Source organism: Caulobacter sp. AVps18, from assembly GCF_058681425.1.
This window is the reverse complement of record NZ_CM178737.1, coordinates 138,561-163,523: the sequence shown is the minus strand read 5'-3', so window position 1 is coordinate 163,523 and position 24,963 is coordinate 138,561. Positions and strand designations below refer to the sequence as shown.

At 63.7% G+C, this 24,963-nt stretch carries 14 protein-coding genes, 3 tRNA genes, 3 rRNA genes and 2 pseudogenes; 11 read left to right on the top strand and 11 right to left on the bottom strand.

What is annotated here, in order from left to right; translation table 11 throughout:
* Window positions 1–38 precede the first annotated feature (38 nt).
* The 6 genes from ACW179_RS00700 to ACW179_RS00675 form a co-directional block, all read right to left on the bottom strand.
* Window positions 39–806: an ABC transporter permease gene (locus ACW179_RS00700; protein ID WP_492061932.1), complete on the bottom strand. Its 768-nt coding sequence runs from the start codon at window positions 804–806 to the stop codon at window positions 39–41.
* Complete coding sequence (locus tag ACW179_RS00695; protein ID WP_492061930.1) at window positions 803–1,555, bottom strand: ABC transporter ATP-binding protein; 753 nt, start codon at window positions 1,553–1,555, stop codon at window positions 803–805. The genes ACW179_RS00700 and ACW179_RS00695 overlap by 4 nt, the downstream gene beginning before the upstream one ends.
* Window positions 1,552–2,538, bottom strand: coding sequence for an ABC transporter substrate-binding protein (locus ACW179_RS00690; RefSeq protein ID WP_492061928.1), 987 nt, complete (start codon window positions 2,536–2,538; stop codon window positions 1,552–1,554). The genes ACW179_RS00695 and ACW179_RS00690 overlap by 4 nt, the downstream gene beginning before the upstream one ends.
* 69 nt (window positions 2,539–2,607) lie before the next feature.
* On the bottom strand, window positions 2,608–4,692 hold the full coding sequence (locus ACW179_RS00685) for a hybrid sensor histidine kinase/response regulator (RefSeq protein ID WP_492061926.1): 2,085 nt from the start codon (window positions 4,690–4,692) through the stop codon (window positions 2,608–2,610).
* 215 nt (window positions 4,693–4,907) lie between these two features.
* Entirely contained in the window at window positions 4,908–6,977 is a 2,070-nt protein-coding gene (locus ACW179_RS00680; RefSeq protein WP_492061924.1) for an ATP-binding protein, read from the bottom strand.
* A 128-nt stretch (window positions 6,978–7,105) separates the two neighbouring features.
* Window positions 7,106–8,932 (bottom strand): ABC-F family ATP-binding cassette domain-containing protein, encoded by a 1,827-nt coding sequence (locus ACW179_RS00675; protein ID WP_492061922.1) that lies wholly within the window; start codon window positions 8,930–8,932, stop codon window positions 7,106–7,108.
* 188 nt (window positions 8,933–9,120) lie between these two features.
* On the opposite strand from ACW179_RS00675, the gene ACW179_RS00670 reads away from it, so the two are divergent.
* On the top strand, window positions 9,121–11,052 hold the full coding sequence (locus ACW179_RS00670; protein WP_492061920.1) for a hybrid sensor histidine kinase/response regulator: 1,932 nt from the start codon (window positions 9,121–9,123) through the stop codon (window positions 11,050–11,052).
* Here ACW179_RS00670 and hfaD read toward each other — a convergent pair.
* The 3 genes from hfaD to hfaA are packed head-to-tail and all read right to left on the bottom strand — an operon-like array spanning window position 11,033 to window position 13,653.
* A complete protein-coding gene (gene hfaD, locus ACW179_RS00665) occupies window positions 11,033–12,274 on the bottom strand; it encodes a holdfast anchor protein HfaD (RefSeq protein WP_492061918.1) in 1,242 nt (413 codons plus the stop codon). The genes ACW179_RS00670 and hfaD overlap by 20 nt on opposite strands.
* Window positions 12,192–13,205, bottom strand: coding sequence for a holdfast anchoring protein HfaB (hfaB, locus tag ACW179_RS00660; RefSeq protein ID WP_492061916.1), 1,014 nt, complete (start codon window positions 13,203–13,205; stop codon window positions 12,192–12,194). The genes hfaD and hfaB overlap by 83 nt, the downstream gene beginning before the upstream one ends.
* On the bottom strand, window positions 13,195–13,653 hold the full coding sequence (gene hfaA / locus ACW179_RS00655) for a holdfast anchoring protein HfaA (protein ID WP_492061913.1): 459 nt from the start codon (window positions 13,651–13,653) through the stop codon (window positions 13,195–13,197). The genes hfaB and hfaA overlap by 11 nt, the downstream gene beginning before the upstream one ends.
* A gap of 150 nt (window positions 13,654–13,803) precedes the next feature.
* Between hfaA and ACW179_RS00650 the strand changes: the two genes are divergently transcribed.
* Both ACW179_RS00650 and ACW179_RS00645 read left to right on the top strand, forming a co-directional pair.
* Window positions 13,804–14,436, top strand: coding sequence for a rhomboid family intramembrane serine protease (locus ACW179_RS00650; protein WP_492061911.1), 633 nt, complete (start codon window positions 13,804–13,806; stop codon window positions 14,434–14,436).
* A gap of 60 nt (window positions 14,437–14,496) precedes the next feature.
* The gene (locus ACW179_RS00645; protein ID WP_492061909.1) at window positions 14,497–14,928 is read left to right on the top strand and encodes a CBS domain-containing protein; all 432 of its coding nucleotides are present in this window, start codon (window positions 14,497–14,499) and stop codon (window positions 14,926–14,928) included.
* A 50-nt stretch (window positions 14,929–14,978) separates the two neighbouring features.
* Here ACW179_RS00645 and ACW179_RS00640 read toward each other — a convergent pair whose 3' ends face one another.
* Window positions 14,979–15,410: an RrF2 family transcriptional regulator gene (locus tag ACW179_RS00640; RefSeq protein WP_492061906.1), complete on the bottom strand. Its 432-nt coding sequence runs from the start codon at window positions 15,408–15,410 to the stop codon at window positions 14,979–14,981.
* Window positions 15,411–16,321: 911 nt separating this feature from the next.
* Between ACW179_RS00640 and ACW179_RS00635 the strand changes: the two genes are divergently transcribed.
* From ACW179_RS00635 to ACW179_RS00600, 8 genes and pseudogenes are all read left to right on the top strand, one after another.
* Window positions 16,322–17,807: ribosomal RNA gene (locus ACW179_RS00635) — 16S ribosomal RNA — on the top strand.
* A gap of 180 nt (window positions 17,808–17,987) precedes the next feature.
* A tRNA-Ile gene (locus ACW179_RS00630) sits at window positions 17,988–18,064 on the top strand.
* 67 nt (window positions 18,065–18,131) lie between these two features.
* Window positions 18,132–18,207, top strand: a tRNA-Ala gene (locus ACW179_RS00625).
* Window positions 18,208–18,456: 249 nt separating this feature from the next.
* A 23S ribosomal RNA gene (locus ACW179_RS00620) occupies window positions 18,457–21,242 on the top strand.
* A gap of 124 nt (window positions 21,243–21,366) precedes the next feature.
* A 5S ribosomal RNA gene (gene rrf / locus ACW179_RS00615) occupies window positions 21,367–21,481 on the top strand.
* The 16S, 23S and 5S rRNA genes sit together here with 3 tRNA genes alongside, the layout of an rRNA operon.
* A gap of 77 nt (window positions 21,482–21,558) precedes the next feature.
* A tRNA-Met gene (locus tag ACW179_RS00610) sits at window positions 21,559–21,635 on the top strand.
* A 234-nt stretch (window positions 21,636–21,869) separates the two neighbouring features.
* Window positions 21,870–22,073, top strand: a pseudogene (locus tag ACW179_RS00605) (cold-shock protein); the annotation flags it as partial.
* A 153-nt stretch (window positions 22,074–22,226) separates the two neighbouring features.
* Window positions 22,227–22,427: pseudogene (locus tag ACW179_RS00600) on the top strand (cold-shock protein); the annotation flags it as partial.
* A gap of 128 nt (window positions 22,428–22,555) precedes the next feature.
* On the opposite strand, the gene ACW179_RS00595 reads toward ACW179_RS00600, so the two are convergent.
* Window positions 22,556–24,868 carry an NADP-dependent malic enzyme gene (locus ACW179_RS00595; RefSeq protein ID WP_492061904.1) on the bottom strand — a complete coding sequence of 771 codons (2,313 nt, stop codon included), beginning with the start codon at window positions 24,866–24,868 and terminating at the stop codon, window positions 22,556–22,558.
* Window positions 24,869–24,963 lie beyond the last annotated feature (95 nt).

Here is a 24,963-nt window from a genome sequence, read left to right as displayed (position 1 = left end):
CTGCCGTCAATCCTTAGACCTGGCGGCTTAACCTTGGGCTAACGCCCGCGCCACCAGGCCAGCAATCGGCGCTCGGCCCATTCCATCAGAGCGTGCAGGCCAACGCCCATCAGGGCCAGGGCCAGCAGGGCGGCGAAAACCCGGGCGGTCTGCAGGCGGTTGTAGGCCTCCAGAATCCGCCAGGCCAGGCCCTGGGCACCGCCAGAACCGGCCACGAACTCGGCCACCACCGCCCCGATCACCGCCAGGCCCGCCGCGACCTTGTGGCCCTCCAGCACCGACGGCACGGAAGAGGGCAGGCGCAGCCGCCACAGACGCTGGGCGGGCGTGGCACCATACAGGTCAAACAGGCGCGACAGGTCGGGATCAACGGCTTTCAACCCCGTCAGCGCGCCCGAGAAGATCGGGAAAAAGGCGACCACGGCCGCCAGCCCCACGACGGCCCGTTCTGGGTGGTCGATGCCGGCCCAGATGGTGACCAGCGGCGCTATGGCCACCAGGGGCGTGACCTGCAGGGTCACGGCGATGGGCCGCACCGCGTCCTCGATCAACGGACTGAAGCTGACGGCCAAGGCCAGGGCGCAGGCCAGAACGCTGGCGATGACCAGAGCCAGAAGCGCCGTGGACAGCGTGCCCCAGGCCGACGACAGCAGTAGCGGCCAGCCCTCCAGCAGGGCGGACCAGATCGCGCTGGGCGGCGGCAGGATGTAGCGCGGCACGGCCAGCACGGCGCAGGCGATCTCCCAGATCGCCAGCAGCGCCCCGATCAGGATCAGGGGCGAGAGGATCGGCGAGAGCGCCTTCATGCGGCCTTCGCTCCAGCCTGGGCCAGCAGGGTCGAAACGGTCTCGGCCGCCTGGCGGAAAGCGTCGGTGGTGCGAAAGCCGGGCGGACGCACGGTCGGGCCGTCGATGACGGCTTCGCCCGCAATCTGGCCCGGGCCGGGGGTCATCACCACCACGCGGCCGGCCATGTAGACGGCCTCCTCGACATTGTGGGTCACGAAGACCACGGCGGGATTGAGTTCGGCGGTCAGGGCCAGCACGTCGTCGGCCAGCGCCCGGCGGGTGATCTCGTCCAGGGCGGCGAAGGGCTCGTCCAGCAGCAGCAGGCGCGGGCGGGTGACCAGGGCGCGGGCCAGCGACACCCGCATGGCCATGCCGCCCGACAGTTGGGCCGGACGGGCGTTCAGGGCGTCTGCAAGGCCGACCCGGGACAGGGCGTCCGCAGCCGCGGCCAGGGCGGCGGGGCGCTTGTCGCCGGCCAGCTCCAGCGGCAGGGCGACATTGTCGAGCGCGCTTAGCCAGGGTGCCAGGGTCGCGGCCTGGAAGACCACAGCCGTCTCGCCCTTGCCGGCTGCGCGGGTCACCACGCCGCGCGTGGGTTGCTCAAGCCCGGCCAGAAGGCGCAGAGCGGTGGACTTGCCACACCCCGAGGGGCCGACAAGGGCAACGATCTCGCCGGCGCGCAGGCTCAGATCGACAGGCCCCAAGGCGCGACCGCGACCGGGGTATTCGACTTCGACGCTGGAAAGGCTGGCGATGGGCGCGCTCATTGACCCTTCGGCACGAACTGCAGGGTGTAGGCGCGCTTGTAGTCCATGGTCTTGGGATAGACGCCCTGGTCCGAGGCGACCTTGAAGAACTGCGCCCAGCGCTCGTCAGTCATGGCACCGACCCCGGCCTTGCCGACAATGCCGTAGGACCGCATCTTGTCGCGGGCCTGGTCCAGCACATCCTGGGTCATTTCCGGGTTGTCCTTGAGGATGGCGGCGTCGCCGGGCTTGGCGTCGCCATACAGGTACGAGGTCCAGCCCGCAGCGGTTGCATCGACGAAAGCCTGAACGGCCTTGGGATTGCCGGCGATCAGGCTGTCGGGAACCAGGGCCATCGAGGCGTAGGCGGGATAGCCGTTGTCGGCCAGCAGGAAGACCGCCGGCTTGATCTTGCCCTCCTTCTCGATGAGGTAGGGCTCGCTGGTCACATAGCCCTGCTGGATCACCCGCTTGTCAGCCAGGAAGGGCGCGGCGCTGTAATTGTACTTGCGGACCTGATCGTCGGTGAAGCCGTACTTGGCCTTCAGCCACACCCAGAAGGCGGTGATCGAGGCATCGGCCAGCAGGATCGGGCGGCCCTTCATGTCGGCCAGGCCCTTGATGCCCTGGTCGGGGTGGGCGATCAGCACCTGGGGGTCCTTGTCCATGAAGGCGGCAACCGCCTTAACCGGGGCCTCTTCCTTGGCCAGGTTCAGGACGATGAAGCTGTTTGAGCCGACCCCGACATCGACCGCGCCCGTGGCCAGCAGTTGCGGCACGTTCACGCCGGGGCCGCCCTGGATCAGGGTTACGTCCAGGCCGCGCTTTTCGTATTCGCCGGTCGCCAGGGCCTGATAGTAGCCCCCCAGTTCGGCCTGGGCTCGCCAGTCGGTGGCCAGCTTGATGGCGGTACGGCCGGGCGTCTCGACGGCCTTTTTCTCAGCCGGTGAGCAGGCAGCGATCAGAAGGCACAGCGCCAGACCGGCCAAGCGACGAAAACCCATCAGACTCTCCTCGACGATACCGGCCAAGGTTTAGGCGGCGGCGCGGCGTCTTCCAAGAGAGAACGGTGATCAGGTTTCGGCACCGAGCGGCGGAGCGGTCAGCCAGCGCTCCACCTTGGCGTACAGCACCTCGCGCTGGACCGGCTTGGCGATATGATCGACCATGCCGGCGGCGTAACACCGCTCGACCTGCTGTGGCAGAGCGTCGGCGCTCATGGCCACGATCGGAACCTTGCCGGCGCGTCCCGGAAGGGCCCGGATCGCCCGGGTGGCGGCCAGGCCGTCCATCAGGGGCATGTGGATATCCATCAGAATGATGTCGTACTGGCCCTTGCTGGCGGCCTCGACCGCCTGGTTGCCGTCCTCGGCGGTATCGACCTTGCAGCCGGCCAGGGCCAGCAGGGCCACGCCGATCTCGCGGTTCATCGGGTGGTCGTCGACCAGCAGGATACGCGCCGCACTGGGCGCGGGCGCAGGTGTGGCGCGGGTTTCGGTCAGGGCCAGCGGCTCGGCTAGGGGCGCGACGATCTCGATCCAGAAGCATGAGCCACGCCCCGGCACGCTGTCGACGCCGATCTTGCCCCCCATCAGCTCGACCAGCGCCCGGCTGATCGCCAGGCCAAGCCCCGCGCCGCCATAGGTGCGGCTGGCCGAGCTGTCGACCTGTGAGAAGCGCTGGAACAGCAGAGGTTGCTTGTCGACCGCCACGCCAACGCCGGTGTCGACGATCTCGAACCGCAGGCGGTCTTCGCCGTCACCGGGTTCGATGATCAGGCGCGCATCGATCCGCCCGGTCTCGGTGAACTTCACGGCGTTGTTGAGGAGGTTCAACAGCACCTGGCGCAGCCGCGCGTCGTCAAGGTCGTGCAGGGCGTCGATGGGGTCGATCACCTCGACATTCAGGGCCAGGCCCTTGGCCCTTGCCTCGGGTGCCATGATCGCCGCCGTGTCACGCAGCAGGGCCGAGGCTGAGATGGGCTGGGGCAGCAGCTCGACCTGGCCGGACTCGACCCGCGAGAAATCGAGGATGTCGTTGACCACGGTCAGCAGGGCGCCGCCGGCCGAGTCGATCAGATTGACCTGTCTCTGGGCGTCGGGCGGCAGGTCAGCGCGTGCGGCCAGTAACTGAGCAAAGCCCAGCACGCTGTTCAGCGGTGTGCGGATTTCATGGCTCATGGTAGCCAGAAACTCGGTCTTGGCTTCGGTGGCGGCCAGGGCGCGGGCGCGGGCCGCGCGGGTCAAATGCTCGCGCCGCACCAGAAGTCGTTTCAGTCGCTCCTGTTGCGCAAGGGCAAGTCCGGTGGCCAGGCTGGTGCCGAACATCAGAGCGACAAAGAGCTGGACGACCCTGGTGGGGTTCGCCGCACCCAGGCGAGCACTGAGCACGTCGCTGCCAAACTGGGTGGCGAGCGGGATCGCGATACACGCCACGATCAACGAGGATTCCGCCGCGCCCCGCGCGCCAAGCCGGAACACGGCGAGCATGGCGAAGGGGAAGATCATGAACGGGGGCAAGATCCCACCCGGATAGAATGCTGCGATCGTCATGAGCGTGATGGGGGCGTAGAGCGCCAACCGCTCATTCAGCGACCGTCGGAAGTTCCGTCGGTGTTCGGCGTCAATCAGGACAAGCGATGCGGGCAAAACGACCGCCAGGCCCAGTGCCGTCCTCGCAAACCATGCCCAGAGGACGTCCAGGAAGGGACGGCCATCGACGAAGAACAGGGCGCTCGCACAAATGATCGCGGTGATCAGGGTGATCGGCGCGCCCATCGCCACCATGAGCGCCAGCTGGCGCATGGTTCTGACCCGAGGCATGCCGCCCCACGCCTTGCGGGTCACAATCCAGACCGCGTAGGCCTCGGCCGTATCCGTCAGCGTGTAGACGAGCGCCTGCCACAGTTCATCGCCCACCAGCAGGCAGATGGCCATATGAAAACCAAAGACCGTGACCGTCAGGGCGGTTCGGCGCCAGCCGTTCAAAACCATCAGGCCAAGGGCCAGCAGGGCGTTGGCCGGCCAGAAGGTGGCGATGTCCAGCGGCGTGCGGGTCAGAAGTTCGCTGAAAACCAGGCTGGCGACTATGGCGACGACCGAAGTCAGCAGCAGAATGTTCTGCCGTCGCTGCTCCTGCCTTGCCAACTGGTGCCGCATGCCCGTCCCGTCCCTTGCGTTCAATACGCTCGCAGCGTCTCACGGTTGCCGGGATTAACGCTTCTGTGGCGGTTTGCCGCAGCGTCGGCCCCCGGGGCCGGTAGTCACCGTCTCGTCGTTTTCGAACGCGTTTGCCGGCGCGGTCCGAGCATGCACAGCCCTTGTTATAATTCAAGTTTCCGGCGAGTGGCGCGGCGAACCGCGAGGCAGGGGTGTCAGGCCGCCATGGGTGCACCGCTCATGCAACGATTGATGGCGGCATAGAGCGCGTCACGTTCGATGGGTTTGGCCACATGGTCGACCATGCCCGCGCGTCGGCAGCGTTCGATCTGGTGGGGCATGACGTCGGCGCTCAGCGCGATGATCGGCGTCCGGCCCGCCGGGCCGGGCAGGGCGCGGATCGCGCGGCTGGCGGCCAGGCCATCCATCCGCGGCATATGGATGTCCATCAGGATGACGTCGAAGCCGCCCTCGCCGGCCATGCGCACCGCCTCGTCGCCGTCTTCGGCGGTCTGCACGGCGCAGCCGGCCAGTTCCAGAATGGCCTTGCCCAGTTCGCGGTTCATGGGGTGGTCGTCGACCAGCAGGATGCGGGCTGCAGGGCCGTCGGCCTCGGTCGCGACCTCGGCGACCAGGGGCGCTACGGCCTGGACCGGCAAGCGGATCGAGAACGTCGAGCCCTCGCCCGCCGTGCTGCTCACGCCGATCTCGCCCCCCATCAGGCCCACCAGCGCCTTGCAGATGGCCAGGCCGAGGCCCGTGCCGCCAAAGTTGCGGCGGATCGAGCTGTCGGCCTGGGAGAAGCGCAGGAACAGTCGCTCCTGCTGCTCGGGCGTTATGCCAATGCCGGTGTCGGCGATGTCCACGCCCAGCACCTCGCCGCTTTCGTCGCGGGTGACAGACAGGGTCACCGCAATGGTGCCGGTTTCCGTGAATTTCACGGCGTTGTTGAGCAGGTTCAGCAGCACCTGCCGAAGGCGGCTTTCGTCGAGGAGATAGATGCCCTCGCCCTGCCCAGTGTCGATGGTCAGGGTCAGGCCCTTGGCGCGGGCTTCGGGGGCGATGATCGCCGCCGCGTCCTCCAGCAGCGCGCGCGGGCAGGCAGGGCGCAGGTCCAGGTCGACCCGGCTCGCCTCGATCCGCGAGAAGTCGAGCACGTCGTTAACGATCGTGACCAGAGATCCCCCGGCGCTGGCGATCAGCTCCAGCTTGCGCAGGCCTTCGGGCGACAGCGTCTCGGTGCGGCCCAGAAGGTCGGCGAAGCCCAGGATGCTGTTGAGCGGCGTGCGGATCTCGTGGCTCATGGTGGCCAGGAACTCGGTCTTGGCCAGGCTGGCGGCCTGGGCCCGGGCGCGGGCCGCCCGAGCGGTGGCCTGGCGGCGGGTCATCAGGCGTTTCATACGGTATTGCTTGGCCAGCACCAGAGCTGCGGCCAGGCTGGTGAAGAAGACGGTGATCACGAAGGCCTGGACCATCCGGAACCGGTCTGGCTGGGCCCAGACGACGTCGACCCTGGCGGGGCCAAATCCCGACAGGGTCAGGGACGCAGCGACTGTGGCCACGATCAGGGCGCTCCAGGCCGCGCTCTTGGGTCCCAGCTGGAATGCCGCGAGCATGGCGACCGGGAAGATCAGGAACGGCATGGGATGGCTTTTGCTTTTGAACGCCACCACCGTCGTCAGCGCAACGAGGCTATAGAGCGCGACGGTCATCCAGATTGGCTTTCGGAACGCCGTTTCCGTGTTGCGATCCAGAAGGATCAGGGCCGCCGGCAAGGTCACGGCCTGTCCCAGGACGGTCGAGGACGCCCAGTCGCCCAGATAGTTGAACAGGCTCTCATCGGTAGCGACCGCGCAAAGCGCTGAGCCGACCAGGGCAGTGACCGCAGCGATCGGCGCGGCCGAGGCCACGATCAGCAAGGCGCTGCGCAGGTTGCGGACGAAGGGCGCACGATGCAGGACGCGGCGGACGATGGCCGCCATCAGGATGGCTTCAACCGTGTCGCTGCAGACATAGATCACGGCGACGCTGAGCGGATCGCCGGCCGCCAAGTGCATCGCCAGTCCGCTGACCGCACAGATTGCGATCATCGCCCCCGGCCGCCACGACCGCAGATGCAGCAAGCCGGCCGCGATCAGGGCGTTGCAGGGCCACAGGGCCGGCATGCCGGTGGGGCCGCGGGTCTTGAGGTCATAGAAGGCCAGGCTGGCCAGGTAGATCACGAGCAGAACCGCCAGAACCAGGTTCTGGCGGCGCGTGTCGCTCGTCTCTCCGGCTGCTGTCATCGCCCCCGCCGTCCTTTGGTCGTTTCGACATACTGTCACGTCGAAAGGCCAATATTCGGTTGAGATCGAAACACACTCGCGCAGCGTGGTGCGCTTCGACATTGCACCACGCGGCAGGTGAACCGGCGTCAGCCCGCCATGGACTCGCGTTTTTCTTCCAGGGCCAGCCAGTCTTCTTCGGCCGTGGCCAGGTCGGCGCGGGCCTTGTCGATGGCCTTCATGACCTTGTCGAAGCCGGCCGGATCACGGGCGTAGAAGCCGGAGTCTTCCAGTTTTTTCTCAAGATCGGCGATGATCTTGGGGCTGGCGGCGATCAGGGCCTCGCACTCTTCAAACCGGCGCTGGTCCTTGTAGGACAGCTTGCCGACCTTGCGGGGCGGCGGCGGCGGGGCCACGACAGCCTTGTGCGAGCCGGTCCCGGTGGCGAAGTCGCCGGCGGCACCGCGCGCACCCTTGAAGAAGTCGGGGCTCTGGTCGATCAGGTCGGTCCAGCCGCCGGGCGTTTCCAGCACCGCGCCATGGCCGTTCATGGCGATGGTCGAGGTCGCCAGCCGGTCGATGAAGTCCCGGTCGTGGCTGACCAGGATCAGCGTGCCCTCGAAGTCGGCCAGCAGTTCCTCGAGCAGGTCCAGGGTGTCCATGTCGAGATCGTTGGTCGGTTCGTCGAGCACCATCAGGTTGGTGGGTGAGGCCAGGGCCCGGGCCAGCAGCAGGCGGTTGCGCTCACCGCCCGACAGGCTGGTGACCGGCTGACGCAGCTGGGCCTCGGTGAACAGGAAGTCCTTGGCGTAGGCCGCCACATGCTTGGGCTGGCCGCGCACCAGGATGGAGTCGCCGCCCCCGGGGGTCAGGAAGTCCCACAGGGTCATCTTCTCCGACAGCGCCATGCGGTTCTGGTCGACATAGGAGATTTCGAGATTGGTCCCCAGGGTCACCGTGCCGGCGTCGATGGGGATTTCGCCCAGCAGCATCCGCACCAGGGTGGTCTTGCCTGCGCCGTTAGGGCCCACCAGCGCCACGCGGTCGCCGCGCAGGATGCGGGTCGAGAAGTCCTCAATGATCACCCGGTCGCCAAAGCGCTTGGTCACGCCCTTGGCCTCGACCACCTTCTTGCCCGAGATTGCAGCGGTCTCGACGGCCATGTAGATCGCGCCGCGCTTGTCGCCCTGCAGGTCTTTCTTCTGGCCGCGCAGCTCCATCAGAGCGCGACGGCGGCCTTCGTTGCGGGCCCGGCGACCCTGGACGCCGCGCGCCAGCCAGGCGTTTTCCTTTTCCAGCTGCTTGTTGAGGCGACGTTCCTCGTCGGCCTCGGCGGCCAGAACCTGTTCACTCCAGACCTCGAACTCGGCAAAGCCCTTGTCGAGGCGGCGCACCTTGCGGTGTTCCAGCCAGAAGGTGCGCTGGGTGACGCGGTTGAGGAAGGCGCGGTCGTGGCTGACGATCAGGGCCGCGCACTTGGAACTGGCCAGTTCCTCTTCCAGGGTCTGGATGGCGAAGATGTCCAGGTGGTTGGTCGGCTCGTCCAGTAGCAGCACGTCGGGCTGCTCGGCGAAGGCGCGGGCCAGGGCGGCGCGACGACGCTCCCCGCCCGACAGGCCCTGCGTGCCCTTCTCCGGATCCAGGCCAAAGTCGGCCAGGGTCGCCTGGGCCTCATAGTCTTCGGCGCCGCCGGCCGTGCAGTAGTCCAGCAGGGTGTCGCCCGTGATGTCGGGCTCCTGGCTGACGAAGATGATCTTGGCACCCGGCTGCATCGAGCGCTCGCCGCTGTCGGGTTCGGCGCCCTGTGCGGCCAGGATCTTCAGCAAGGTGGACTTGCCGGCGCCGTTGCGACCCACAAGGCAGGCGCGGATGCGGGGCTCCAGTGCCAGGTCGACGCCATCGAACAGCGGCTTGGCCCCGTCGGCAAGTCGGACATCCTTGAGGGCCAGGATCGGCGCGCGGGGTGGGGAAGCCATAGGTAATCGTTCTCGGAAGCGTCGGATTGTCGCGGAGCAGGGGGCGTATATCAGGGATAGCGGCGAAGAAACGCCTAAATCAGGCCCCATGTACTGGAAGAGGCGGTTTGTGTGCGCCGCGACAAAATCGCCCGTTAACACGCCGCCAAGTCTGAACTTGCTATCGAAATTCGTCTTCAGGAGAAAAAGTGCTCACCGTGTCGTCGATCTCCGACATTTCCGCGGCCGCAGGTCGTCTGCCGTTCGCGGTGGACGGCTATGAGCGTTTGCGTAGGCCGGTCTGGGTTTTTGACGACCAGCGCAAGCGCAAGGTCTACGCCAATCGCGCGGCTCTGGACCTGTGGGGTGCCGGCAGCCTTGCCGAGCTTCTGGAGCGAGATTTCTCCGACCAGTCGCTGGCGGTGCGCATTCGTATGGACGCCATCCGCGACCGTATCCTGCTGGGCGAGACCGTGCAGGACCGATGGACCTTCTATCCCAATGGCGCGCCGTTGGCTGTGCGCACGGCCATCTCGGCTGTGACCCTGACCAATGGCGGGCTGGGGATGCTGTTCGAGGCGGACCCCGTCGAGATCGGCACCGAGGAGCAGCGCGCCGTCGAGGCCCTGCACCATACGGCCGTTCTGGTCGGGTTGCTCGACCCGCAGGGCCAGCGCTTGTTCGGCAATCCTGCCGCCATGGCAGCCATTCCCGAGCCTTCTTTTGTCTCGGCGTTCGTCGACGCCGCAGCGGGCCAGGCCCTGTTGAAGGCAGCGCTCGCGGGCGAGTCAGCCTCGGGTTCGCACCTTCTGGCGACGTCCGCCGGCGAGCGCTGGCACAGCGTTGACTTGCGCCTGACCCGTGACCCCGTGAGCGGCGAACCCTGCCTGCTGCTCAATGCGGTGGACGTCACCGAGGAAGTCGAGGCGCGCGAGGCGCTGGGTGAGGCCCGCGAGCGCGCCGAAAGCGCCATGCGAGTCCGTCAGGCCTTCCTGGCCAATATGAGCCACGAACTCCGCACCCCCCTGACCAGCGTCATCGGCTTTGCCGGCCTGCTCGCCGACAGTGAACTGAGCTCAGAGCAACGCGGCCGGCTGGACCGCATCCAGGACGCCGGCTCGGCCCTGATGTCGACGCTGAATGACGTGCTGGACCTGTCCAAGCTGGAGGCCGGCGGCGTCACTCTGGCGGCGCGACCGTTCCATCTGGGCGAGCTGTTGGTGCAGGCGGCCGGGATCGTCGAGGTGCAGGCTTCGACCAAGGGGCTGGATCTGGAGGTCGCGCTCGACGAGGCCTGCCCCGACTGGGTGCTGGGCGACCCCGAGCGTCTGCGCCAGGTGCTGCTGAACCTGCTGGGCAATGCGGTGAAGTTCACAGGCGAGGGCTCTGTCAGCCTGTCGGTCACCCGGCTGGATCACGACGATCCTGCCGTGGCGCGGCTGGAATTGGCAGTGTCAGACACCGGTGTCGGGGTGCCCGAGGCCATGCTCGCCACGGTTTTTGACCGTTTCGCCCAGGCCGGAGCCGATGTGGCGCGCCACTATGGCGGCACAGGCCTTGGCCTGACCATTACCCGCCAGCTGATCGAGATGATGGGCGGCCAGATCGGCGTGGACAGTACGGCGGGCGAGGGCGCGCGCTTCTGGTGCGTGCTGGATCTGCCCGTGGCGCAGGCGGTGGTCGCCGCGCCCGCGACCCGGCCTGCCGAACCCGTCCTGGGCCTGCGCCTGCTGGTCGCTGACGACAACGAAGCCAATCGCGAGCTGATCGGCGCCATTCTGCGCGCCGCCGGACACGAGGTGAACCTGGCCCGCAACGGCGCCGAGGCGCTTGAGGCGGTGATCTCGGGCGACCACGACCTGGTGCTGATGGATGTGCGGATGCCGGTGATGGGCGGCCTTGCCGCTACCCGCGCGATCCGGGCGCTGGACGGCGCCGCCTCGCGCCTGCCGATCATCGCCCTGACGGCCAATGTACTGGCTGATCAGGTGGCCTTCTATCGCGCCCAGGGCATGGACGACCATGTCGGCAAACCGATCGATCCGCGCGAACTGTTGACCCGCGTGGCCCAGTGGGGCGACCAGGCCAGGCGTCGCGTGGCCGGCGACCGGCTTAGGGGCCTCAGTTCCCCGGCGAGCTGACGTAGAAGCTGGCGTTATTGCCCGTTGCGGTGCTGACGCCGACAATCGAGCGGCCAGAGCGGCCCACCGTCACGGTACTGCGCGCAGCGACATCGACATTGTTGGCCTGGGTGTTGTTGACGCTCATCGTTCCGCTGCAGAGCGAGCAGGAATAGCCGGTGACGGCGTTGCCCATCGCCGTGGCGGTGCTGACGGCGTCATAGCCGCTGTCGCCGCTGAAGCTGGCAATGACCTCGACCCCGCCGCCGTCATTGGTCTGGACGTTGTCCAGCACGATGGCCTGGCCGTAGTTGCCGATCATGGCCGAGTTGCCGACGCCTTGCGCGACCACCTGGGCACCACCGAACTGGTACGAGGTTTCCTCGGCCTGGGCCCGTACATAGGCGGTATTGTACTGGTGCGAGGCGACGTCCAGCAGGGGGCCTTCATTGCTGGCCGAAAGATTGTTGCCGCTAGCGGTGGCCGCCGTGCTGGTCAGATAGCTGTTGCCATAGGCGGCGAACTTGCTGGCCTGGGTGACCGCCGAGGTATTGGCCTGGTCGATGATGACCCGCGCAGCAGACTGCTCCGAGCCTGACAGCGTGATGTTGTTGGCGGTCGCCACGCCGGAGATGGCGGCCGTGCCGGTGACATGGCGCACGACCGCGCCGCCGTCGGCCAGGACATCGGCCTGGTTGTTCTGGGTGATGCGTGCGCCGGCCGAGCCGTTGACCAAAGTCAGGCCCTGGGTATTGCCGCTGGCCAGGGTGGAGATCGAGACATCCGCGATCTCGGCGTCGTCGGCTTCCAGCTGGCTGCGCGCCGTCACCGCCGCCAGGTTCCGCTGCACCATGAAGGCCGAAAGCGTGCCGCCGACCGCCGCCGCCGTGCCCGAATTGCCGGCCGCCACCGTGGTCATGTTGCTGCCGGCACCGGCAACGCCGGTCAGGTTGACCACACCGTGAGCCCGCGCCACGCCGGAATTGTCCTGATTGGACGTCATGGTGGCGTCGGCGTCCTGCACAGACACCTGGGCGCTGTTGGCCGGGGCGGTGGTGGTGGCCGTGAAGCCTTCGCTGACGGTCTGGACGTTCAGGGTCTGCTCGGAGAACACGTCTCCGAGATTGATCTGGTTGTTCAGGACCGGGCTGGTCGTCTGGCTAGTAGCGACCCCGCTCAGGATCGCGCATATCGGGATCGCGGCGAGCGTTCCAGCGAGACGGGTCTTCGCGGGTCTGCGCATTGTTGGTTCCCAGATTGTTGTAGGCGGGCACGAAAGCGCCCGTCTGGCCCACTGTGGCGTCGCCCATCGGATCGTAGGACATGCAGCCCTGCGGGCCGGGCATGCCGTAGAGATTGGCGCTGAATTCGACGACCGAGCGCTCGATCAGCGCCCGCACCGCTAGTTGGATCGGCTCCAGCGCGCCGCGGCCGCCGGAGATGTCGAAGATGTTGCCGTTCAGGAAGTCGAACACGCCGACGCTGATCTCGCGGCCCACGACCTGCTTCTGGTAGGCGACCACATCGACCACTTCCAGGGTGCGGGTGTTTACCAGGCGCAGGTCCAGCGCGATGTTCATCACGAACACCCGGCGCTTGAAATTGCCCTTCAGGCCGTCGGTGTCCTTGTCGCCGGCATAGGCGTCCACCCCGGCCGAGCGGATATTGTAGTTCAGCTCGGTGATCCCGCCGACCACATAGAAGTCAGAGCCGGGCACCTGACCCGCCAGGATGCGGCGATAGTCGGCCGGCACATCCGCGCCGGGGGCGGGGCGGTCGCTGATCAGCTTGTTGTTGGAATATTTCAGCTCGAATTCGGAAACCGAGGTGTCGAAGCGCTCGACCATCGGCATGCCCGCCTTGGCGAAAGCGGTCATGGCCAGCAGCGAGGCACCTTGCGTGACCTTGCGGCCCGAGCCGTCAGACTCTTCTTTGCCGGTATAGTCAGCGATGCGGCCGATGGCGACGCGCGGCGCGATGATCTTGTTCTGCTTGGCGTACTGGTTGAGGCACACCAGGGCGGTGGAATAGTCGGTCGGATTGGCCGTGACCGGTGCCGTGCCGATCGGCGTGGCATAGTTGCCTGCGGTCGAGACGGCCGGAACGCTGGCGCAGGCCGTCAGGGCGCTGCAGGCCAGAGTCGCCAGAATGAAGGTGACGCGTTTACTTCCCATTGGAGACCCCGCCGTTTGTCGTCGATCCCGCCGTGATATTGCCGGTGTTCACCTGGCTGGAATTGACGATGACGGTGTTGTTGTTGCCTTGCGTGATGACGGTCAGGTTGTTGCCGATCGCCGTGGAGCCGCTGTAGCCGCCCAGGCCCCCGACGCCCGAATAGGAGTCGAGCGAGCCCGAAGAATTGCTGGACGAATAGACGCTTTGGTCGGCGCCGGTCAGCATCACGCCGTCGACGATGATCCGGTTGCCGTTGGCGTCGCGGGTGGAATAGTCGACGACCCGGTTTTCCTGGCCGGAGATGCGGCCATAGCCGGCATTGAACGAGGCCGAGTTGGTGGTCATGGTCTGGGCGAAGGCCGGGGCCGCAGACAGGGCTCCAAGGCTCAGGGCGGCGGCGGTGGTCCACGCGCCGATGCCGATCATGCTCTTTCGATGCCAGGCCATGGAGGGCTCCGCGACTGCCGACGTGGGGTGCAGATCACCCTTGCGCCAAGTTCGTACCGGCTCAGGTCTAGCGCTAAGGTCTCGCAAAATGGTTAAGCACGCGCAGGGTGCGACTCCGATGTGGAGCGGCGCGTCCTATATGAGAGCGTGATGACCCAGGACCGCCGCGAACCCCTCTTCAATACGCCCTGGCCGCCGCTGCTGGCGGTGGCCAGTATTCTGGTTCCGCACCTTCTGTTGTCGGGTGCCAGCGATGCGACACTCTATGGACTGGCGCTCGTGCCGGCCCGGGTAACGGCAGGTGAGCTTGCGGGACTGGTGACCTTCAACGTCGTGCACAGCGGCTGGACCCATGCGGCGATGAACGCCGCCTTCGCCCTGGCCTTCGGTACGCCCGTCGCCCGGTTGCTGGGAACAGGGGCGCGGGGCGGGGCTGTCTTCGTGCTCTTCTATTTGGTGTGCGGCGTCCTCTCGGGACTGGGGCACGTGGCGCTCTATCCCACCTCGCTCGACCCTGTCGTCGGCGCCTCTGGCGCGGTGGCCGGTCTGATGGGCGCCGCCGCGCGCCTTCTCGATCAGCCGGGGCGACTCAGCCCGCCCTGGGCACCACGGGCAGCGTCACTCGCCCTGGGCTGGCTTGTCGTTAATCTGGTCCTGGCGGTGGCAGGCGAGTTCATGGGGCTGGGCAAGATCGCCTGGCAGGCGCACCTGTTCGGCTTCGTCGCTGGTGCGCTGCTGATCGGGCCGTTCGCCGCGCTAGCGGGAAGACGAGAGACCCATTGATCCCGCAGCCGCTTTGCGAGACCCTCTCCCCACAAAAGAAAACATAAAGGGAGATGCGCAGTGCTGGTTTCTCAGATCCTTAAAGACAAGGGCGATCTCGTTTTCACCGCCTCGCCGCAGGAAACGGTGGGCGCCGCCGCTGCCCTGCTTCACTCGCGACGGGTGGGGGCCATGGTCATTGTCGACGCCGACGAGGCCATTGTCGGCATTCTTTCCGAACGCGACATCGTGCGGGTGATCGCCAAGGAGGGGGCCAGCGCCCTGACCAAACCGATCACCGCCTGCATGAGCGCGCAGGTGATCTTCGCTCAGCCCGAAGAGTCGGTCGACGTTCTGCTGGAGCGGATGAGCGACCGGCGGATCCGCCACCTTCCCGTGGTGCGGAGCGGCCGGCTGGTGGGGATCATCTCGATCGGCGACCTGGTGAAGTACAAGATCAATGAGGCTCAGGCCGAGGCCGAGGGTCTCAAGGCCTATATCGCGGCGGGCTGAGCTATAGAGCCTGCCACACTATAGAGAGAGGGGGAGGGGAGCCTGCGGGTTCAGCCGCCGAGCAGTTCGGCGCCCTCGCCCTTGACCGCATCGGCAAGGCTGTAGCCTTCCAGAACGGCGGCCGTGGCGTCGCGGGCTTTCAGCAGGGCCTCGCGCAGGGCGCAGGTGGCCAGATCGCGGCAATCTTCGCAGCGACGGAACGCCGTGCGGCTGACGCAGGGGGCCAGGGCCAGGGGGCCATCGACCAGGCGGATCACCTCGGCGAAGCTGATCGCCTCGGGCGGATGGCCTAATAGATAGCCACCGAACTTGCCGCGCCGGCTGATCACCAGGCCCTGGCGCGCCAGTGTAAGAAGGATGGCCTCCAGGAACTTGCGCGGCGCATCGGCCCGCGTCGAAAGTTCGCCGGCGGTGACTTGCCCGTCTTCGCGGGCCAGTTCGATCATCGCGCGCAGCGCATAACGCGCTTTCTGGGACAACATGGACGCCGATACTCCTCTAATCCCGACTTCTGGGGGAGGAGAAGCCGACGTGCAAGCTTCCGTGCACAGCTCAATGGGGTGTCTGGGGATATTTGGCCGACTTCGCGCTTGCGAGTCCGCCGGGCGCCCCTTAGAAGCCGCCCCTCGCTTCGGGGCAAACGCGCCGGTCGGCCGAAACCTTGGTCTTAGGGTCTTGCTTTTCGGAAGACAGGTCTCTAAGTTTCGCAGCCTCAATCGAATCTGTCACGGAAATGACAAGCGCTCCCCTCGGGCGCGCTTTGGCCTCCGGTTTTGTCTTTGGTGCGGCGCTTGCCGGGTCGGAAATGAAATCAAGACATTCGGTTGACAGGAGAATTCGGCTTCGGTAGAAGCCGCCCTCCTTGAGATACGAAAGAGGCTCTTCAAGAGTTTCCAAGTATTTCGAAGATCTGGTTGCTGTATCTTCTAAGTTTTTCTTTGAAGAAATCGGTTGACTGGATTTGGTGGTTTCTTTAGAAGCTGCCAACTCTTCGGGATCTGCCCTCGGGCTGGTCGTGTTGAGAAAGTCAGAAAGTTTTGAAAAAAACGATTTGACATGGAATTCGAGGTTCGCTAGATAGCCGCCTCCGCCGACACCGGGCGCTAAACGGTGGTGCTGCTGAGAGGCGGTTCTGGGAGCTTCGGCTCTGGGTCTTTGACATTGTTGATTTGGAAAGAGAAACGCAGGCGGCGGCGCTCTGGCGATGGACTGAAAAGGTTCATCTCGAACGCTGACAAAATGCGGTCTCTTGAAGACACCATGAATATCATTGGACTGAAGGCTTCGGCTTTCAATTCATCGATGTGATTGGGAACTCGTCAAGATACTATGCAAACCAGAACCAATTCCTCGGTTTTCCCCTTGGAATTGAAGTCTGTGTTAGCGGTCAACTCAACCTGAGAGTTTGATCCTGGCTCAGAGCGAACGCTGGCGGCAGGCCTAACACATGCAAGTCGAACGGATCCTTCGGGATTAGTGGCGGACGGGTGAGTAACACGTGGGAACGTGCCTTTTGGTTCGGAACAACTCAGGGAAACTTGAGCTAATACCGGATAAGCCCTTCGGGGGAAAGATTTATCGCCATTAGAGCGGCCCGCGTAGGATTAGCTAGTTGGTGGGGTAAAGGCCCACCAAGGCTACGATCCTTAGCTGGTCTGAGAGGATGATCAGCCACATTGGGACTGAGACACGGCCCAAACTCCTACGGGAGGCAGCAGTGGGGAATCTTGCGCAATGGGCGAAAGCCTGACGCAGCCATGCCGCGTGAATGATGAAGGTCTTAGGATTGTAAAATTCTTTCACCGGGGACGATAATGACGGTACCCGGAGAAGAAGCCCCGGCTAACTTCGTGCCAGCAGCCGCGGTAATACGAAGGGGGCTAGCGTTGCTCGGAATTACTGGGCGTAAAGGGAGCGTAGGCGGATAGTTTAGTCAGAGGTGAAAGCCCAGGGCTCAACCTTGGAATTGCCTTTGATACTGGCTATCTTGAGTACGGAAGAGGTATGTGGAACTCCGAGTGTAGAGGTGAAATTCGTAGATATTCGGAAGAACACCAGTGGCGAAGGCGACATACTGGTCCGTTACTGACGCTGAGGCTCGAAAGCGTGGGGAGCAAACAGGATTAGATACCCTGGTAGTCCACGCTGTAAACGATGAGTGCTAGTTGTCGGCATGCATGCATGTCGGTGACGCAGCTAACGCATTAAGCACTCCGCCTGGGGAGTACGGTCGCAAGATTAAAACTCAAAGGAATTGACGGGGGCCCGCACAAGCGGTGGAGCATGTGGTTTAATTCGAAGCAACGCGCAGAACCTTACCACCTTTTGACATGCCCGGACCGCCACAGAGATGTGGTTTTCCCTTCGGGGACTGGGACACAGGTGCTGCATGGCTGTCGTCAGCTCGTGTCGTGAGATGTTGGGTTAAGTCCCGCAACGAGCGCAACCCTCGCTATTAGTTGCCATCAGGTTTGGCTGGGCACTCTAATAGGACCGCCGGTGGTAAGCCGGAGGAAGGTGGGGATGACGTCAAGTCCTCATGGCCCTTACAAGGTGGGCTACACACGTGCTACAATGGCGACTACAGAGGGCTGCAATCCCGCGAGGGGGAGCCAATCCCTAAAAGTCGTCTCAGTTCGGATTGCACTCTGCAACTCGAGTGCATGAAGTTGGAATCGCTAGTAATCGCGGATCAGCATGCCGCGGTGAATACGTTCCCGGGCCTTGTACACACCGCCCGTCACACCATGGGAGTTGGCTCTACCCGAAGGCGCTGCGCTAACCCGTAAGGGAGGTAGGCGACCACGGTAGGGTCAGCGACTGGGGTGAAGTCGTAACAAGGTAGCCGTAGGGGAACCTGCGGCTGGATCACCTCCTTTCTAAGGACTGTCTCTCCAAGGTTTCGGCCTTATTGAGACGTCTAAAATATACAGATGAGCGGATCGCCGCCGTCTTCGTTTCTCTTTCCACTCCTTGATAACCGATCAGGTTATTGAGGCGATCGCGAGCCCAGGAACGGGTTCCATCTTTACGGATGGAATTTGGTCTATGCGGCCTATGGGCCCGTAGCTCAGTTGGTTAGAGCGCACGCTTGATAAGCGTGAGGTCACAAGTTCAAATCTTGTCGGGCCTACCACTCTCCCCCTGAAGCGCGGACACGTACCGACCAGGCTCTCCTGGGCAAAGCAACTCACCGTTGGTGAGGGGCCATAGCTCAGTTGGTAGAGCGCCTGCTTTGCAAGCAGGATGTCGTCGGTTCGAATCCGTCTGGCTCCACCATCACTTCATCCGGAGGTGTTGGTAACGCGATCGAGGAATGATCAAGTTTGTAGCTTGCGCCCCGCCTTTTGGGCCGCGCGTGAGCTACGAAATGACATCGTGAAGGTAGGGTTCTCCCGCCGTCTGTATCTCCCCTTGGGGATGCAGCTGGTTTTAGGGCGGACTTTGAAGAAGACATCAAATGTCTGACAAATACAAAGCGCATGCGAGCCCTCCCTAGAGGGTAAGCGCATGGGTTTTGCTGAGAACGATCAAGCGCATAAGGGCTTCTGACGGATGCCTTGGCATTGAGAGGCGATGAAGGACGTGGCACGCTGCGATAAGAGCCGGGGAGGCGCGAGCACCCTTTGATCCGGCTATTTCCGAATGGGGAAACCCACCTTTATGGTCACCCAACTTAGCTTCGACTTCGGTCGGGGCCAGGATTGGATGGTCAGAAGAGGTATAATGGGCTGAATACATAGGCTCCATTAAGCAAACCCAGGGAACTGAAACATCTCAGTACCTGGAGGAAAGGACATCAACCGAGACTCCCGTAGTAGTGGCGAGCGAACCGGGACCAGGCCAGTGCTGTCGTGACATAAAGCTGAACGACTTGGAAAGGTCGGCCATAGTGGGTGATAGCCCCGTAAGCGTCAAATAGCGACAGACTCGAGTAGGGCGGGACACGTGAAATCCTGTCTGAACATGGGGGGACCACCCTCCAAGCCTAAGTACTCCTCAATGACCGATAGTGAACAAGTACCGTGAGGGAAAGGTGAAAAGCACCCCGACAAGGGGAGTGAAACAGATCCTGAAATCGGAAGCCTACAAGCAGTCGGAGCCACCGCGCGTGGTGACGGCGTACCTTTTGTATAATGGGTCAGCGACTTCATGTGCCGTGCAAGCTTAAGCCGTTAGGTGTAGGCGCAGCGAAAGCGAGTCTGAATAGGGCGAATAAGTACGTCGCATGACGACCCGAAACCAGGTGATCTATCCATGAGCAGGTTGAAGGTAAGGTAACACTTACTGGAGGACCGAACCGGTGAATGTTGAAAAATTCTCGGATGACTTGTGGATAGGGGTGAAAGGCCAATCAAACCTGGACATAGCTGGTTCTCCGCGAAAACTATTTAGGTAGTGCCTCAGACGGACTCCTTGGGGGGTAGAGCACTGAATGGATGCGGGGGGAGCGATCTCTACCAATTCTAATCAAACTCCGAATACCCAAGAGAGATATCTGGGAGACACACGGCGGGTGCTAACGTCCGTCGTGAAAAGGGAAACAACCCTAACCATCATCTAAGGCCCCCAAGTTCTGGCTAAGTGGGAAACGATGTGGGTTTGCTTTGACAACCAGGATGTTGGCTTAGAAGCAGCCATCATTTAAAGAAAGCGTAACAGCTCACTGGTCAAGCGAACCTGCGCGGAAAATGTAACGGGGCTCAAGCCAGACGCCGAAGGTATGGGTGTGCGTAAGCACGCGGTAGCGGAGCGTTCCGTAAGCCGTTGAAGGTGAGGCGTGAGCCTTGCTGGAGGTATCGGAAGTGAGAATGCTGACATGAGTAGCGATAAAGAGTGTGAGAGACACTCTCGCCGAAAGCCCAAGGGTTCCTGCGTAAAGCTAATCTGCGCAGGGTTAGTCGGCCCCTAAGGCGAGGCCGAAAGGCGTAGTCGATGGGAATCAGGTGAATATTCCTGAACCAGTTGGAAGTGACGGATCTGGTAAATTGTCTAGGCTTATTGGATTGCTCTGGGCAGTGAACAGGTCCCTGGAAATAACTCCAACGGAGACCGTACCCGAAACCGACACAGGTGGGCAGGTAGAGTATACCAAGGCGCTTGAGAGAACCATGCTGAAGGAACTCGGCAAATTGCACGCGTAACTTCGGGATAAGCGTGACTCTGCTTTGGGCAACCAGAGTAGAGTGGCACAGGCCAGGGGGTAGCGACTGTTTATCAAAAACACAGGGCTCTGCGAAGCCGTAAGGCGACGTATAGGGTCTGACGCCTGCCCGGTGCCTGAAGGTTAAAGGGAGTTGTGCAAGCAGCGAACTGAAGCCCAGGTAAACGGCGGCCGTAACTATAACGGTCCTAAGGTAGCGAAATTCCTTGTCGGGTAAGTTCCGACCTGCACGAATGGCGTAACGACTTCCCCACTGTCTCCAGCATGGGCTCAGCGAAATTGAATTCCCCGTGAAGATGCGGGGTTCCCGCGGTCAGACGGAAAGACCCTATGAACCTTTACTGCAGCTTCGCCTTGGCGTTAGCAACAACATGTGTAGGATAGGTGGGAGGCTATGAATCCGGGGCGCCAGTTCCGGGGGAGCCATCCTTGAAATACCACCCTTATTGTTGTTGACGTCTAACCGCGGCCCGTTATCCGGGTCCGGGACATGGCGTGGCGGGCAGTTTGACTGGGGCGGTCGCCTCCCAAAGTGTAACGGAGGCGCGCGATGGTGGGCTCAGACCGGTCGGAAATCGGTCGTCGAGTGCAATGGCATAAGCCCGCCTGACTGCGAGACTGACAAGTCGAGCAGAGACGAAAGTCGGCCATAGTGATCCGGTGGTCCTGCGTGGAAGGGCCATCGCTCAACGAATAAAAGGTACTCTAGGGATAACAGGCTGATTTTGCCCAAGAGTCCATATCGACGGCAAAGTTTGGCACCTCGATGTCGGCTCATCACATCCTGGGGCTGGAGCAGGTCCCAAGGGTTCGGCTGTTCGCCGATTAAAGTGGTACGTGAGCTGGGTTCAGAACGTCGTGAGACAGTTTGGTCCCTATCTGCCGTGGGTGTACGAGACTTGAGAGGATCTGTCCCTAGTACGAGAGGACCGGGATGGACACACCTCTGGTGGACCTGTCATGGCGCCAGCTGTGCAGCAGGGTAGCTAAGTGTGGACTAGATAACCGCTGAAAGCATCTAAGCGGGAAACTAACCTCAAAACAAGGTCTCGCTGAGAGCCGTGGAAGACCACCACGTTGATAGGCCAGGTGTGGAAGCGCTGTGAGGCGTGTAGCTTACTGGTACTAATAGCTCGATAGGCTTGATCGTTCTTCAGCCAAACCTATGCAAATGCTCTTTGTAGCATCAGACATACGATGTCTTCTTCGACTTGATATAACCGGTGCTTCTCACTCTCTTGAGTTTGGCGCACCGCACGCATCCTTTTTGCTGACCTGGTGGCTATGCCGGGGGTTCCCCACCCGATCCCATTCCGAACTCGGTCGTTAAGTCCCCCAGGGCCAATGGTACTTCGTCTCAAGGCGCGGGAGAGTAGGTCGCCGCCAGGTCCGCTAAAAGGATGTCGTTACAGCAAGTCGTACTTCAAAGTCCCCCTACCAACACGATCACAAACTACCCTCTTCGCCGCGGGGTGGAGCAGCCCGGTAGCTCGTCAGGCTCATAACCTGAAGGTCACAGGTTCAAATCCTGTCCCCGCACCCAAGACTTTAGGCTGACGGTGCCGCATCGGCGGTCTCGAGGCGCTTGTTTGCCGATGCGAAACTTCGGCATCACCGCCCCAAGGTTGTGCCGAAAGCGAAAATTTCTGCGATTACGGCATCGTTCTTCGAGAATCTCCGTTCAAAGCCCATGGCGCGATCCTTTGATTTGCGTCATGAGATGCTATGGAAGGCGTGGGTCGGCAACTGACCCACGGAAGAGGTTTTTGAGGATAAGATGGCGAACGGTGTCGTTAAGTGGTTCAACCCGGCCAAGGGCTTTGGCTTTATCCAGCCCGAAAATGGCGGCGAGGACGTTTTCGTCCACATCGCCGCGGTTGAACGGTCGGGCCTTTCGGGCCTGAACGAAGGCGACCAGGTCGCCTATGAACTCGAAGAAGATCGTCGCTCGGGCAAGACCTCGGCCGGCAATCTGCGCGTGACCGGGCAGGGCGCTGCCCCGTCGGCTCCCCGTCGTCCGGCGGCGCGCGGCTTCGACTCCCCGCGTGGCGGTTATGACGCGCCCCGTGGTGGCGGCTATGATGCCCCGCGCGGCGGCGGCTATTCGGGCGGTGGCGGCGGCGAAGCCGGTACCGGCGTCGTCAAGTGGTTCAACACCACCAAGGGCTTCGGCTTCATCCAGCCCGACAACGGCGGCGGCGATGTGTTTGTTCACATCTCGGCGGTCGAACGTGCTGGCCTGCGTGGCCTGAACGAAGGCCAGCAAGTCGGCTACGAGCTGGAACAGGACCGTCGCTCGGGCAAGACCTCGGCCGGTAACCTGCGCATCCTCTAAGGATTGAAAATGGGGCGGCCGCGCATTGCGACCGCCCCGATTTCTCCTGAAATCAGGCCCCGCCTGAAGTCACTTGCGCCCATCAGGGCTGCAGGTGGTTTCGCGCGGGGCCTTTTCGCGTCTTGACCTCAGCTGCTGCGAGCCAGGCGCTCGGCGGCAGCCTGGTTCACGGCCAGGGCGGTCATGTTGGCGATGCCGCGTGCCGTGACGCTGGGGGTCAGCACGTGCAGCGGCCGGCTCATACCCAGCAGTACCGGCCCAACCAGCAGGCCCTCGGTCGCGGCGCTGAGCAGGGTCAGGGCGATATTGGCGGCGTCCAGGGTCGGCATGACCAGCAGGTTGGCAGAGCCCTTCAGGGCGCTGTCATGCACCAGCCGGTCGCGCAGGGCCTGGGAGAGCGCGGCGTCGGCGTGCATTTCGCCGTCGACTTCCAGCTCGGGGGCTTTTTCGCGAACGATGGCCAGGGCGTCGCGCATCTTGCGCGCGGTCGGCGAATTGCTGGCCCCGAAGCTGGAGTGCGAGAGCAGGGCGGCTTTGGGCGTCAGGCCAAAGCGGCGCACCGACTCTGCGGCCAGCAGGGTCATCTCGGCCACCTGTTCTGCGGTCGGATCGACATTGACGTGGGTGTCGCAGAAGAACAGCGTGCCGTTGTCGAGGATCAGCGCCGAGAGGGCGTAGATCCGGCCCACATTTTCCTGCTTGGGAATGATCGGCAGAACGTAGGTCATGTGCTGCCACCAGTCGCCGCTGCCGCCGACAAGGGCCGCGTCGACGTGGCCGGCCTGAAGCAGCATCGAGGCCGAGACAGTCCGTCGGTTGGTGACCCGGCGTTCGGCAGCCAGGGGCGGAATGCCCCGGCGACTGACCAGCCCCTGATAGCGCTCGATCAGCGGTGTGAACAATGCCGTATCGGCGGCAGGGTCGAGGATCTCGACGCGGCTGTCGAAGTCCAGCCTCAGGCCCATCTCCAGAGACTTGGCGATGATCGTCTCGCGCTTGCCGATCAATACGGGCTTGGCCAGGCCCTCGTCGAGCACGGTCTGAACGGCGCGAAGCACGCGCTCGTCCTCGCCCTCGGCATAGGCCACGCGGATGCCACCGGTTGGACGCGCGGCCTTGGTGGCCTTGCGGGCGCGCTCGAACACCGGACGCATCAACTGGCCCGAGCGATAGACGAACAGCTCCAGCTCCTGGCGATAGGCGTCGAAGTCAGCGATCGGCCGGGTGGCGACGCCGCTATCCATGGCTGCGCGGGCCACGGCCGGGGCGATCTGCAGGATCAGGCGCGGATCGAAGGGCTTGGGAATGATGTACTGCGCGCCGAACATCGGGGCGACGCCGCCATAGGCCGAGGCCACCACCTCGGAGGCTTCGGCCCGGGCCAGCTCGGCGATGGCCTCAACGGCCGCCACCTTCATGGCTTCATTGATTTCCGATGCGCCGACGTCCAGCGCCCCCCGGAAGATGAAGGGGAAGCACAGGACATTGTTGACCTGGTTGGGATAGTCGCTGCGGCCGGTGGCCATGATCGCATCGGGACGGGCCGCGACCACCAGTTCGGGCAGGATTTCCGGCTCGGGATTGGCCATGGCCAGGATCAGCGGGTTTGGCGCCAGCAGGGGCAACCACTCGGCCTTGAACACGCGCGGGGCCGAAAGCCCCAGGAAGATGTCGGCACCCGCCAGCACTTCGGACAGGGTGCGTGCGTCGGTTTGGCGCGCATAGCGGGCCATGTTGTCGAGCATGTCGTCATCGCGGCCGGCATAGACGACGCCCTTGATGTCGGTGAGCGTGACGTTCTCGACAGGCAGACCCATTGAGACCAGCAGGTCCACGCAGGCCAGGGCGGCGGCCCCGGCGCCGGACGTGACCAGCTTGACGTCCTTCAGCTGCTTGCCTTGCACCACGAGAGCGTTGCGAACGGCGGCGGCGCAGACGATGGCGGTGCCGTGCTGGTCGTCGTGGAAGACCGGGATCTTCATCCGCTCGCGCAGCTTGCGCTCGATGATGAAGCACTCGGGGGCCTTGATGTCTTCCAGATTGATGCCGCCGAAGGTGGGCTCCAGGGCGGCCACCACCTCGATGAACCGGTCAGGATCCTCGGCGTCGACCTCGATGTCGAACACGTCGATGCCGGCGAACTTCTTGAAGAGCACGGCCTTGCCCTCCATCACCGGCTTGGAGGCCAGCGGGCCGATATTGCCCAGGCCCAGCACGGCGGTGCCGTTGGAGATCACCGCCACCAGATTGCCGCGGGCCGTATAGTCGCGAGCCTTGTCAGGGTCGGCGGCGATGGCTTCGCATGGGGCGGCGACGCCGGGCGAGTAGGCCAGGCCCAGATCGCGCTGGGTGGCCATGCGCTTGGTGGCTTCGATCGCCAGTTTTCCGGGCCGCGGCAGACGGTGATAGTCCAGAGCGGCTTTGCGGAAATCCTCGTCCATCGACTGGTCCTCTTCGGCGTCTGCGCAGGTCTGTAGGCGGCCCGTCTCATTCGCGGGCTGTAAGGCTGTTGCTAGCGGTGTTGGGCGTCTATTGC

Excerpts from the sequence above, each read along its gene's own strand:
- ACW179_RS00700 (WP_492061932.1), bottom strand. The coding sequence starts at position 806 with ATGAAGGCGCTCTCGCCGATCCTCTCGCCCCTGATCCTGATCGGGGCG.
- ACW179_RS00695 (WP_492061930.1), bottom strand. The coding sequence starts at position 1,555 with ATGAGCGCGCCCATCGCCAGCCTTTCCAGCGTCGAAGTCGAATACCCC.
- ACW179_RS00690 (WP_492061928.1), bottom strand. The coding sequence starts at position 2,538 with ATGGGTTTTCGTCGCTTGGCCGGTCTGGCGCTGTGCCTTCTGATCGCT.
- ACW179_RS00685 (WP_492061926.1), bottom strand. The coding sequence starts at position 4,692 with ATGCGGCACCAGTTGGCAAGGCAGGAGCAGCGACGGCAGAACATTCTG.
- ACW179_RS00680 (WP_492061924.1), bottom strand. The coding sequence starts at position 6,977 with ATGACAGCAGCCGGAGAGACGAGCGACACGCGCCGCCAGAACCTGGTT.
- ACW179_RS00675 (WP_492061922.1), bottom strand. The coding sequence starts at position 8,932 with ATGGCTTCCCCACCCCGCGCGCCGATCCTGGCCCTCAAGGATGTCCGA.
- hfaD (WP_492061918.1), bottom strand. The coding sequence starts at position 12,274 with ATGCGCAGACCCGCGAAGACCCGTCTCGCTGGAACGCTCGCCGCGATC.
- hfaB (WP_492061916.1), bottom strand. The coding sequence starts at position 13,205 with ATGGGAAGTAAACGCGTCACCTTCATTCTGGCGACTCTGGCCTGCAGC.
- hfaA (WP_492061913.1), bottom strand. The coding sequence starts at position 13,653 with ATGGCCTGGCATCGAAAGAGCATGATCGGCATCGGCGCGTGGACCACC.
- ACW179_RS00650 (WP_492061911.1), top strand. The coding sequence starts at position 13,804 with ATGACCCAGGACCGCCGCGAACCCCTCTTCAATACGCCCTGGCCGCCG.
- ACW179_RS00640 (WP_492061906.1), bottom strand. The coding sequence starts at position 15,410 with ATGTTGTCCCAGAAAGCGCGTTATGCGCTGCGCGCGATGATCGAACTG.
- ACW179_RS00595 (WP_492061904.1), bottom strand. The coding sequence starts at position 24,868 with ATGGACGAGGATTTCCGCAAAGCCGCTCTGGACTATCACCGTCTGCCG.